At 67.4% G+C, this 12,117-nt stretch carries 11 protein-coding genes; 3 read left to right on the top strand and 8 right to left on the bottom strand.

Annotated elements, in window-relative coordinates; genetic code table 11:
* Positions 1-893: ABC transporter ATP-binding protein (locus WAO18_RS00440; protein ID WP_422202945.1), on the bottom strand; the 893-nt coding region annotated here is incomplete at its 3' end.
* Between the two features lie 88 nt (positions 894-981).
* On the bottom strand, positions 982-2,496 hold the full coding sequence (locus tag WAO18_RS00435) for a carotenoid oxygenase family protein (protein ID WP_422202943.1): 1,515 nt from the start codon (positions 2,494-2,496) through the stop codon (positions 982-984).
* A 78-nt stretch (positions 2,497-2,574) separates the two neighbouring features.
* Between WAO18_RS00435 and WAO18_RS00430 the strand changes: the two genes are divergently transcribed.
* The gene (locus WAO18_RS00430) at positions 2,575-3,246 is read left to right on the top strand and encodes a TetR/AcrR family transcriptional regulator (RefSeq protein WP_422202942.1); all 672 of its coding nucleotides are present in this window, start codon (positions 2,575-2,577) and stop codon (positions 3,244-3,246) included.
* Between the two features lie 51 nt (positions 3,247-3,297).
* Here the strand turns inward: WAO18_RS00430 and rplL are convergent, their stop codons facing one another.
* From rplL to WAO18_RS00400, 6 genes are all read right to left on the bottom strand, one after another.
* Positions 3,298-3,690, bottom strand: a complete 393-nt coding sequence (gene rplL, locus WAO18_RS00425; protein WP_422202940.1) for a 50S ribosomal protein L7/L12 — start codon at positions 3,688-3,690, stop codon at positions 3,298-3,300.
* A gap of 30 nt (positions 3,691-3,720) precedes the next feature.
* Positions 3,721-4,350, bottom strand: a complete 630-nt coding sequence (gene rplJ, locus WAO18_RS00420) for a 50S ribosomal protein L10 (protein WP_422202938.1) — start codon at positions 4,348-4,350, stop codon at positions 3,721-3,723.
* A 227-nt stretch (positions 4,351-4,577) separates the two neighbouring features.
* Positions 4,578-4,904: a hypothetical protein gene (locus WAO18_RS00415; RefSeq protein WP_422202947.1), complete on the bottom strand. Its 327-nt coding sequence runs from the start codon at positions 4,902-4,904 to the stop codon at positions 4,578-4,580.
* Between the two features lie 84 nt (positions 4,905-4,988).
* Positions 4,989-5,900 carry an ROK family protein gene (locus WAO18_RS00410; RefSeq protein ID WP_422202937.1) on the bottom strand — a complete coding sequence of 304 codons (912 nt, stop codon included), beginning with the start codon at positions 5,898-5,900 and terminating at the stop codon, positions 4,989-4,991.
* 5 nt (positions 5,901-5,905) lie between these two features.
* A complete protein-coding gene (locus tag WAO18_RS00405) occupies positions 5,906-6,517 on the bottom strand; it encodes a DUF7158 domain-containing protein (RefSeq protein WP_422202936.1) in 612 nt (203 codons plus the stop codon).
* A complete protein-coding gene (locus tag WAO18_RS00400) occupies positions 6,514-10,698 on the bottom strand; it encodes an NEW3 domain-containing protein (RefSeq protein ID WP_422202935.1) in 4,185 nt (1,394 codons plus the stop codon). Before WAO18_RS00400 ends, WAO18_RS00405 begins: the two co-directional genes overlap by 4 nt.
* Before the next feature lie 70 nt (positions 10,699-10,768).
* On the opposite strand from WAO18_RS00400, the gene WAO18_RS00395 reads away from it, so the two are divergent.
* Positions 10,769-11,371, top strand: a complete 603-nt coding sequence (locus WAO18_RS00395) for a DinB family protein (RefSeq protein WP_422202933.1) — start codon at positions 10,769-10,771, stop codon at positions 11,369-11,371.
* The coding region (locus WAO18_RS00390) for an alpha/beta fold hydrolase (protein ID WP_422202931.1) at positions 11,358-12,117 on the top strand (760 nt) is incomplete at its 3' end. The genes WAO18_RS00395 and WAO18_RS00390, both read left to right, overlap by 14 nt.

Here is a 12,117-nt window from a genome sequence, read left to right as displayed (position 1 = left end):
TGAGCTCCCTTGCGCTCCGGCATGCCCGGTGTCGCGGTGATCTGCGGCGGCACGCCCTCAACCTCGTCGGTGCCACCGTCGTGGTGGCCGGCCTCCAAGTGGGCCTGCTCCTCGGCCATGGTGGCCTCGTCCTTTTCCTCCGACATACCGATCGGGCCGATACGACGACCGTTGAGGAACTGTTTGACGACCGGCTCGTCGCTGGTCAACAGCACCTCGCGCGGGCCGAACATGACCAGCTTGCGGCGGAACAACATGCCCATGTTGTCCGGCACGGTACGGGCGATGTTGATGTTGTGCGTGACGATCAGGATCGTGCAGTCGATCTGGGCGTTGATGTCGATCAGCAACTGGCTCAGGTAGGCGGTACGGACCGGGTCCAGACCGGAGTCGGGCTCGTCACAGAGAATGATCTGCGGGTCCAGCACCAGTGAGCGGGCCAGGCCGGCACGCTTGCGCATACCACCGGAGATCTCACCGGGGAACTTCTTCTCGTCCCCGCCCAGACCCACCATCTCCAGCTTCTCCATGACGACGTCACGGATCTCGCTTTCCTTCTTCTTGGTGTGCTCACGCAACGGGAACGCGGTGTTGTCATACAGGTTCATCGACCCGAACAGAGCGCCGTCCTGGAACATGACGCCGAACAGGGTGCGGATGTCGTAGAGCTCTTTGGCCGAGCACTCCGTGATGTCGGTGCCGTCGACGACGATCGAGCCGCGCTCGGGGCGCAGCAGGCCGATCAGCGACTTCAAGAAGACCGACTTACCGGTACCCGACGGGCCCAGCAACACGCTGACCTCGCCCTCCGGGACCTCCATCGTGACGTCTTCCCAGATTCGCTGGGACCCGAAGGACTTGGTCAGTCCTTCGACCGAGATACCGATGCCCATGCGAAACCCTCCCGCTGACGATGCTCATGGCAGCCCAAGACCAGCTTGTGGCTTGAGTCACTGTAGCGCACAGGTAGGCGAGTTTCGCTCAGTCCCGCGGAGCCCAGTTTCCGTGAAAACCCATGGGCACGCGCTGCGGCAAATGGACCGTCGCCACCGACTCGCAGGTTTGGGCGTCGAGCAGCACCAGCTGGCCCTCGTCACGTCCACGGTGATAGCCGTAACCCATCAGGACCCCGTCGTCCTCGGCCGAGGTGGCGGCGTCCGCGGCAGGCCGGGGAACGAATGACATCTCGCCGAGCAGCAACTCGGGATCGAGCGGAGCCACCAGGCTCGACCCGGACTGGTAGTCGTGCTTGTACAACGCCGACGACATTTTCGATCTGCCTGAGTCGACGAAGCCGCCGCCGGTTCGCACGGTGTAGCCGAAGCGATGCCGGCTGCCCAGCAGCGTCTCGTTGATCCGGGGAAACTCCTGCGACCGGTCGTCGCGGCGTTCGCTGGTGACTGCTCCGGTGGTGAGGTTGATCGTCCATCGGTCCAAGGTGGGCGCAGAGTCGCCGGGTCCACGACGATCGCGGTCGAACATCCGGTCGTAGCGCACCACGTCGAGCACCAGCACTTCGTGGGAGTTGCGGACCTCGGAGTAGGCGTTCAGCGGGTGGTAGACGTAGCAGGGCTCGATCTCGAACCACCGCACGTCGCTGTTGCCGCCGTCGCGGGGCATGACGCCGATGCGCGCCGGGTAGTTCGGATTCCACGCGTACGGCAGCTGGTAGGCGGAGCGCTCGTTGCGATTGATCATCGCCGCGATCGGCCCGGGCACCGGCATCTGCCCAACCACGGCCTGGGCCACCAACTTGGCCGGCTGCCGCATCCACCTGGGCATCTTCTTCGGCAGCACCTGCATCGGATCCAGGGTTACCGGCAGGTCGTAGAGCACTACATATTTCTCGGTCAGCGAGAAGTCGTGCATCATCGGCGATCCCGAAACCTCGATGTCGACCGTGCGACGGGCGTGGCCGTTCGTGTCGATCACCGAATACTGCACGGTCTTGCCGCGGGCAAAGGAGTAGGACACCGCGTGCAGTTCGCCGGTGTGCGGGTCGCGATGCGGGTGAGCGGTATAGCCGCCGGTGAGGGTTCCGTCGAAATCGCAGGCGCCGGCGGTGTCGAGTTCGTCGGTGAGTTCGTAATTGGCCACCCCGCCTTCGATGAGTGCCAGCGTCTTACCGGCATGGGCCAGCACGTTGGTGTTGGCGCCAAGCGCCTGCATTCCGGCCCGCAGGTTGCGTGCGGCGGCCGCGGGTTCGCCCAGGGCCGCCCGGACAGCCGCGCTGCGAACCCAGCGATTGCGGTACCAGCCGGCTTTGCCGCCCTGCAGGCCAACTCCATGCACCATGCCGTCGCCGGTGAACCAGTGATAGGTGGCGGGGTCGACCTCGGCGACGGGATTGGGACCGTTACGCAGGTAACGCCCGTCGAGGAAGTCGGGGATGTGTCCGGTAACCGGCAGGTCGGTCGCGGTGACCTCGGTGCTGACCGGCGCCAGGAAGTCGTCGAGATACGGGTTCGCTGGTGCGGCGGTGGCGGTTGTGCTCACTTCGGCCTCCAAGCCTTCATAACATTGATATTCCACTGTTATACCGATCCGGGGCCTGCTATGTCAAGATGTTCAACGATGAGTTCTCAGACCGAGCGCAATGTGCGCGATGAGTTGGTGCGCGTCGCCGTCGGCATCCTCAACCACGACGGTCCCGACGGGTTGCAGACTCGCAAGATCGCCAGCGCGGCGGGGACGTCGACGATGGCGGTGTACACCTATTTCGGCGGCATGCCCGGGTTGATCGCCGCAATCGCCGAAGAGGGGTTGCGGCAATTCGATGGCGCGATGACGATGCCTCCGACCGACGACCCGGTCGCCGACCTGATGGCCACCGGGGTGGCCTATCGCCGCTACGCGATCGAGTGTCCGCACATGTACCGGTTGATGTTCGGCAGCACCAGCGCGCACGGCATCAACGCGCCGGCGCACAACGTCCTCACCTTGACCCTGGCCGAGATCAACGACCACTACCCCAGCTTCGCCCACGTCGTGCGCGGTGTACACCGCTCAATGCAGGCCGGGCGCATCAGCGGTTCACCCTCCGACGATGCCACCGTGGTCGCGACGGCCGCGCAGTTCTGGGCCGCGATTCACGGCTTCGTCATGCTCGAGCTCGCCGGTTCCTACGGCGAGCAGGGCAGTGCAGTCGGGCCGGTGCTTGCCGCCATGACGACGAATCTGCTTGTCGCGCTGGGTGATTCGCCTGAGCTGGTGCGAAAGTCGCAGCAGGCGTCAATTCAGCGCTAGATAAACGAAACCCCCGGAGCCGAGTCGACTCCGGGGGTTTTCGCGAAACGACTACTTGACGGTGACGCTGGCGCCGGCGGCCTCGAGCTTGGCCTTGGCCTCGTCGGCGGCCTCCTTGGGGGCCTTCTCCAGAACCGGCTTGGGCGCACCATCGACAAGGTCCTTGGCCTCTTTCAGGCCCAGGCCCGAGACGATCTCACGCACAACCTTGATGACGCCGATCTTCTTGTCACCGGCGGCCTCGAGGATCACGTCGAACTCGGACTGCTCCTCGGCGGCCTCGGCAGGCGCGCCACCGGCGGCGGGGCCGGCAGCGGCCACGGCGACCGGGGCGGCAGCGGTGACCTCGAAGGTCTCCTCGAACTTCTTCACGAACTCCGAGAGCTCGAGCAAGGTCAGTTCCTTGAAGGCGTCGAGCAATTCGTCAGTGGACAGCTTGGACATGGTGTGGGTCCTTCCTAGATGGTTACGGGGTTATTCGGTGGTTTCGGCGGGTGATTCCGCTGGTGTTTCGGTCGGCTCCGCCTCGGCGGCGGGGGCCTCTGCGGCAGGAGCCGCGGCTTCGGGTGCGGCAGCTTCGGCGGGAGCCTCGGCGGCCTTCTTCTCTTGCAGTGCGGCAGCAAGCCTGGCCACCTGCGAGGCGGGCGCGTTGAACAGCCCGGCCGCCTTGGACAGGTTGGCCTTCATCGCTCCGGCCAGCATGGCGAGCAGGACTTCGCGGGATTCCAGGTCAGCGATGCGCTCGACCTCGGAGACGGTCAGCGCGTGACCGTCCATGTAGCCGCCCTTGATGACCAGCGCCTTGTGGTCCTTGGCGAACTTTTTGATCGCCTTGGCCGCGTCAACGGCCTCGCCGCTGACGAACGCGATCGCGGTCGGTCCGACGAACAGCTCGTCGAGCCCCTCGATCCCGGCTTCCGACGCGGCCCGCTTGATCAGCGTGTTCTTGGCGACCGAGTAGGTCGCCGAACCAGACAGCGACCGGCGCAGCTCGGCGAGGTTGGCGACCGTCAGACCGCGATACTCGGTGATCACGGTCGCGGTAGAGCTCTTGAACTGCTCCGCGATGTCTGCAACGGCTGTGGCCTTCTCAGCCTGGGCCATGCATTCCTCCTTGGGTTCTCGGCCCGGAAACAACGAACGCCCCGACGCAGGATGCGGTCGGGGCGTGGATTTCCGTCAGCTCGCGCCAAACGAAAGTCTGCCTCGTCCTCCTGCGTGGGCCGCCGGGAATTCCCGGACCTTCAACCGATTGCTCGATGACCGACGGTCTTCGGTGGATCGCCGACCACCATACCGTGGACTGTCTTTATCAGCCAAAACGCCCAGTCTCAACCGGCCAGCTCAGAGGAATATGCCGATGTGCCCGCCTCTGAGCGAATTGTCTCGGCGCGCAGAGCCAATTCACGTTGACGAATCCGATGCTCGGTGCCGCGCGGCATCTGGCCGGGTCCGTAGACCCCACGCCCGATGCGACGAACCCTCCCTCGTCGGCGCTCCCACCGCAACGCATCCGACACCGATTTATTGGCCGGGCTGTCAGCCGCAAACCCGTGGAAAGCCAGCGCGTCGACAAGCTCTCGGATGGTTGACCGGCCGTGCCTCGCCAGGTGCATCGTGAGGACGTACCGCAGCTCGATACCACGCAGCGTCTTCATCGCCGGAATCTCGCATGCCGGTACGACATCGCCGGAGAATTCGCTCAGAGGCGGGCACACCGACACCTGGTCAGGCTGAGCCACTCACGTGACGGACGAGACGAGCGCTGCGGCACCGATCAGGCCGGCGTCACCACCCAATGCGGCCGGCATCACCCGCAGACCGCGGATAAAGCTCAGCCCCGTGTAGTTGGCCAGCGCGGCTTCGAGCGGGCCGAACAGTGTCGATCCGGACTTGGCCACTCCCCCGCCGATGACGACGAGATCCAGGTCGCATACCGCGCCGACCGAGGCGATCATTGCCGCCAGCGCGGTGGCGCCGCGTTGAAATGCCTTCCGCGCGACCGGGTCACCGGCATCGGCCGCATCGGCCAGGGTCGAGGCGTCGGCGCCGGGTGGTGCTGCCCAGCCGTTGGCCAGCGCCCACCGGGTCATCCACGGTCCGGACGCCACGGTCTCCACGCAACCGTGGCCACCGCAGGAGCACAGCTGGCCGTCGGGTTCGACGACGACGTGGCCGACGTGACCGGCGTTGCCGGTGCGCCCGTGATACGGCACCCCGTCGAGCACCAACCCCCCGCCGACACCGGTCGACACGACCATGCCGAGCATGAAACTCGCACCGCGACCCGCGCCGCGCCAGTGCTCACCGAGCGCCATGCAGATGGCGTCACCGGCCAGCCGCACCGGCACGCCGGGCGTCGCGGCCGCGACCCGGTCGCGCAGTGGAAACCCTTGCCAGGAAGCGATGTTGATCGGGCTGACGGTTCCGGCGGCGGCATCGATGGGGCCCGCGCTGCCGATACCGACCGCGCGGATCTTACCGTTGGCAACCCGGGCCGCGTCGACGATCATCGCGTTGACTACGCCCCAAACATGCTCTGCTTCTCGGTCTTTCGGTGTTGGCCTGATGGCGGTGTGCACCAGCCCACCGGCCGGGTCGATGAGTCCGGCGGCGATCTTGGTGCCGCCGATGTCGAGGGCCAGGGTCAGCATCGGGTTCAGTGCCGGTGGGTGTTGTCGGGTTGACGTGGGTCGCCGGGATGCTCGTATCCGGGTGCCAGCCGAACCAACTCGGCCCGGCGTCGATCGAGCCAGACCCGGAAGGCCCGTCGGCGGGCTGCGGCCCGCAGATGCTCGGCGATCCTCGAATGGACTTCCGCCAGCATTGGCGCAGTGGCGGCTGCAGCGCGCCAGCCGTACCGGTCTGGTCGAGACTCGGCGAAGCGCAATGGGTTTCGGTCGTGGTAGGCGGCGATGTCGGCGTCGCCGACCTCGACATCGGCGGTGACGCAAACGAATAGCGCCCGCGCGCCGGGGTCGGCCAGGGCCGCCGCGGCGATGCTGCCGATCTCCAGCCGGGCGGTGACGTCGGGCAGCAGCTCGTCCTCGGCCGGCGCGTCGTCTGCGCTCAGGCCGCGGGCCGCGGCCTCGGCGGCGACCACGCGTTCGGTCACGATCAGCTGGGTCAGCCAGCGCCGTAGCTGCCTGCCCTCGCTGGTGCCGGGCATCGGCAGCGCAACGGCCAACGCTCCGCCGCGCAGCCGCGCTTCGCGGGAGTCGACCTCGTCGATCGGGACCGGAACACCGTCCACTGTCGCAGCAACATTCATTGCACGGTCACTTTCACCGCGGGCGAGTACACCAGCCGGCCGGCGCAGCCGATCCGGATCAGCGCCCACCACTGGCCTGGCTGCACCCAGGCCGGCGGGCTCACGTCGAAGCCGAGTTCGACGGTGCCGCCGGCCGGCAGCACCGCGCCCAGCACTGGCGGGCCAATCCACTCCCACGTCCCCCAGGGGCTGATCAGGTGCGCCTCCAGACTGAGGTCGGCGCACGCGTCGGTGCCGACTTTGGCGGTCAGCCGAGCCGAATTGCCAGCAGCCACAACGACATCAGCCGGCTCGTCGGTCAGGTAGACAAGGCCGCTGTCATCGGTTCCGCCGACGGAGATCAAAGCGACGTCTTCGACCACCTGACGCCAGGCTGCCGGCGCCTTGGCATCGGTGACTTGCAGCTGCGCCCGAACCGGATAGAGGCCGGGCCCGGCGCCCTTCGGCGTTTTCACGATGACGTCGGCTTCCAGGTGCTCGCCGGGTGGCAGCGCGAACGGCAGCGTGGCGGGCTTGGCCGACCAGCCGGGCGGACAGATCAGCGTCACATCTCCGGCCAGTGCTGCGTCGCTGCTGTCGCTGGCGACGGTCAGGCGCATGGTCACCTCGGAACCCGCTGTGGCGCTGAGCTGATGCGGGTGTAGATGGGCGACGGCGGGCAGCCCGCCCAGCGGCGCCGGCCCGCGATTGTGTAGCCAGTACCGCGCGTACAGCGGTTGCGCGATCTCGGCGTCAGGGGCCAACGCGGCATCCTCCGCGTCCAGCAGACGTGGCAGGTCGAGGCGCGCCAGCGCGGTGCCGATCTGGTGACCGTGCAACGTGCTGAGGTGACTACGGCCCTGCGGCTGCTCCAGCAGATCGGCCGCCCGCAGTTCCGACACCGTGCCCAGCGGCGAGCGCACGACGACATCGGCGTCACCGCCGCGGGTTTCGACCAGCCGGATCGCCACATGGCCGGCGTCGACGGCATGCGCGCTGCCGCGCGCCAGTGGGTTGCCGGCGGCTTTCAGCGCGCCAAGCTGCACCGCGCCGGCCGGCTCGACCTGCAACAGGGATCCGGTCGCCGGCAGCCCGCCACCCGAATCCACCGCCGTCACGGCCCGCAGTGGGTGAGAGAACTCGGCGCTGCGATCCGGCAACTCGGCATGCCGCCAGTCGCCGGCGCCGCAGACCAGCGCATAGTCGAAAACGTGTGTCCAGTGCTGCAATTGGAAGTTGGAACCATCGGGCGCGGTGCGCCGCGGCTCGTCGATCCAGACCCCGGACGGCCAGCCGGTGCAGGACCGCATCAGCGCAGTGTGCAAGGTGCCGTCGGATTCGACGGCGAAGCTGGGCACGCCACGGTTGCACAATGCGACCGTGCGCGATTCGAAGCGTTGCCGGCCCGCCGGTGCGTGCTGGGTGACGACGATCTCGGCGTCGGCGAGATCGTCGGCCACCGACGCGACCGCTGCCGCGAGGTGCGCGTCGTCGCGTCCGGCGATTACCAGCACCGGCAGTGCCCGTGCGTCGCGCAGGTCGGCGCCCGGAACCCAGCTCTCGCTCAACGGCGCGGCGGCGGGTACCCACACCCGGGCCCGGCCGGTCTTGGCGAGCTGCTGCTCGATCTCGCGGGTGTAGGCCGAATCCGAGACGGCCAGAACCGCTTTGGTGAACACGTTCTGGTCCGGCCCGCCCAGCGCTATCCGGGTGTCGGGCAGGTTGGAGTCGACGTCGAGATGCCCGTAGCGCGGCTTGTCGGCGCTACTGCAGGTCGCCGTGACGCCGGCCCGCACCAGCGCCACCACGAGGTCGCGCGCCAACCGGCCGCCGATCGGCTCGGTCGGGGCGACCACCTCTGCCACCGACACCGCACGCACACCGTCGCCGACGCGCACTCTGGCCGCCGACGACAGCCCGAACCAGCCGTACGCCGGGTTGTCCAGCGTCCATGGATGCTCGGCGGTGTCCACCGATCCAGAGTCGTTGTGCAGCAATGCAAAACCACGACCGACGACGGCGTCACCGACTTCGCTGACCGGCATCGCGCCCGGCACCGGGCACGGCCAGCGCAGCCGCAGCAACCGGTCTTCGCCGACGAAGTCGTCGATCGTTGTGCTGCAGTCGACTCGGTCGACACCGCGCCACAACGTCAAAGTCTGTGTGTAGCTCAACAATTCGTCGATCCGGCCGCGCACAACCAGCCGCTGACCCAACGGGCTGCGATAGGCCTGCACCTCCGCCGGGGTTTCCGACGAGCCGACCACCGGCCCTTTGGGCAGCAGGTGCCAGGGGCCTTCGCCGCCGGTCGGATGCGCCGGGTATTCCTGGTAGACAGCCAGCTCGTTGCCGACACGACCCTCGGCGATCAACTGTTTGCCGTCGCGCACCAGCGACGTCACACCGCCGCCGCGGTCGAGATCGACCGTCAACCGGTAATGCTCGTTCGCGATCTCCTTGCCTGCCAATGACTCCCAGCCACTGTCCGAGTCCGCGGCCACCAGCTGGTAAGCCCGCCAGCCCAGGGACGGCACGTCGCGGGCCAGCCAGCTGACCGACCGTCCACCGTGCTCGACCACCGCGGGCAGCGCGCCGCCGTCCTGGTCCAGCACCCGGACCCGCGCGCCGACCGGCGTCTCCAAGCGAGCGGTGACGATGTCGGTCCGATTCTGCGCCAACGTATTCCAGACGACCACGTTGCCGTCGACCGCGCTGGACAACACCGCCAGCGAGTTGTCCCGGCCGGCCCGGCCAAGCTCCCAGGCGTCGCGCCATCCGGTCAGCAGGTCGAGGTAGACCTGGTCTGATTCCGAACCGGTGATCGCGTCGTGGTGTGCGCCGTAAGCCAGCTGCACCCACGCCTTGGCCAGCGCGGCCTGCGGATAGTCGGCGCCGGCGAGCAGACCGGCGAACACCGCGAACTTCTCCGCGTCCAGCACCGCGTTCTCGGCGGCCCGGTTGGCCTGTTTGGTGTCGATGAACGACACGTCCTTGCCGGTGTAAATCGGGTTCATGTCGCGGGTCTGCGGCGACGGCGTCTCGGCGCGGTCGTCCAATTCGGCACGCACCGCGGCGAAGAACTCACGCGGCAGCGCACACACGAACCGCGGCCAGGTGTAGCGCGACGCCCAGTCGCGATGAATCTCGGTGACCCACTTGTTCGGTGGCGTGTAGTCGGTACCGACCGGCAGCAACACGTTGCGGGTCAGCGCCACCTTCTTCAACTCCGCGAACAACTCGAAGGCGGCCTGCTCGGCTTCGGTCACCGTGGTCGATTCGTCCATCCACCAGCCGGCCGAGTAGTGCGCCGGCATGTAGTGGGTAAGCAGTCCGCGGCCCGACGGCGAGATCCATTCGAACTCGCTGCTGAACTGCATGCCCGTCACGCCGCCCCCGCTGTGCATCGGACCCCACTGGTGGTGCGGTCCCCGCGCCCACGAACTGGAGGTCAGCCCGGCGTCGGCCGCCATCCCGGGAAACTGCGGGTCGTGACCGAAGACATCGAGCTGCCAGGCGGTGGCCGGGGCACCGCCCAACACGTCACGCTGAAAACCGATGCCGTGCACCAGGTTCCGGATCGTCGTTTCCGGACTGGTGAGGTTGGTGTTGGGTTCGTTGTAGGTGCCGCCCATGATCTCCACCCGGTCCTGCCCGATCAGCCGGCGCAGATCGGCGCGGTCTTCGGGATGGGTGTCCCAATACGGCTTGAGATAGTCCACTTCGGCCAGCACGAACTTGTACTCCGGTTCGCGGCGCGCCATTTCCAGGTGCGCGTGCACCAACTCGAAAGCGTTGGTCTGACGGCACTTTCCGGGCGGGTCTTCGGTCCATAGGCTGGTGTAGGCGCCCTGGGTGTTCCACCACACCGGGTCGTAGTGGAAGTGGCTGATCATGAACATCGTCCAACCGGGCTCGGCGACAACAAAAGCAAACGGCTTGGAAAATTCAGCGCTGTCCGCGAGGTGCACCTGCGCAGTGTGTTGCCGCGCGACCACCGGATGCTCGACGGCGACCGGCACCTCGACAGTGCATCGGCCGTCGGCCCGACCACCTCGCGCGACCGCCGACCCGCTCAGGCCGTCGCCGTCGACCCGAATCGTGGTCGGCTCGGTGACACCGCTGACCGTCACCCGAACCAGTTGCAGCGGCGCGTCCACCGGGCCCACGAAAAGCTCCGTCGACTCCGACGAAATGACCCGCATTCCCGCACCCTACGACCTCCGACAGGCGTAGGGGTGTAAGGCTTGAGACACGAAACCGGAAGGACCGCTGATGCCTGCTCTCGCCTCGCCCGTCGCCGATGAACGCAGCGCCCTGCGCGAGTACCTGGCCTTCCACCAGAGCGCGTTCTTCGCGGTGGCCTACGGCCTGACCGACGAGCAGGCTCGCTCGCGCCCGACGGTCAGTCAATTGTCGATCGGCGGACTGGTCAAGCACGCCGCCGGCATGCAACGCACCTGGATGGCACGGGTCGCCGCCGCACCGGACGCCCCGCCCCGCGATACCCGGCCGTTCGACCAGATCAGCAAGGATTTCGCCGATCAGCACACGATGCGCGCCGACGAGACGCTGGACGGGCTGCTGACGGCGCTCGAGGCCGAGAACGCCACCGCGCTGCACCTGGTCGAGACCGCCGACCTCGATGCGGAAGTGCCTGTCCCACAAGATATCCCGTACTTCCCGAAGGGCATCAAGTCGTGGTCGGTGCGCTGGGTCATCCTGCACGTGATCAACGAACTGACCCGCCACTCCGGCCACGCCGACATCATCCGGGAGAGCATCGACGGCGCCACCATGTACGAGCTGCTTGCCGCGCTGGAGGGCTGGTCGATCAAAGGCTGGGTGCAGCCCTGGAGGCCCAGTGCAGACTCGTAGCGGCCTCGCCAAGCACGGCGAAGTCGAGCTGTATTACGAAGATCTCGGCGACCCGAACGATCCGGCCGTCCTGCTGATCATGGGACTGGGCGCTCAGCTGCCGATGTGGCCGGACGGCTTCTGCGCGCGGCTCGTCGACGCGGGATATCGGGTGATCCGGTTCGACCACCGCGACACCGGCTTGTCGGCCAAGATGCACGGGAAACGCGCCGAGGGTTCGGTGTACCGGCGGGTGGGGCGCTATCTGGTGGGCCGCGGCAGCCAGGTGCCCTACACATTGGTCGACATGACGCGCGACGTGGTCACGCTGCTTGACCACCTCGGCATCGGCCGGGCTCACGTCGTGGGCGCCTCGATGGGCGGGATGATCGCGCAGATCCTGGCCGCCACCGAACCGGACCGGGTCGCGTCGCTGGCCATCGTGATGTCCACTACCGGCAAGCCGTTCTCCCGGCTGCCGGCCTGGCGGGTGATCCGGCTGGCATTCAACTCGCCCGGCGACGATGCGTCCGACGAGGAGAAGCTCGCCTTCGAGGTACGTAACGTCGCGGTGTTCAACGGTCCGAACTTCCTGCCGCCGGAAGCCGAGCTGCGCAGGCGCGTCCAGCGGCTCGCAGAGCGGTCCAGCTACCCGCCCGGCGTGCTGCGCCAATTCGACGCGGTACTGGGCACCGGCAGCCTGCTGGCGTACAGCAAGGAGATCACAGCGCCCACGGTGGTGCTGCACGGCTCGCACGACCCCATGC

This window comes from Mycobacterium sp. (assembly GCF_049278535.1).
In the GTDB taxonomy this organism is placed as follows: domain Bacteria; phylum Actinomycetota; class Actinomycetes; order Mycobacteriales; family Mycobacteriaceae; genus Mycobacterium.
Note: the sequence above shows the minus strand (reverse complement) of the source record. Positions and strands in the feature narration are given on the sequence as shown.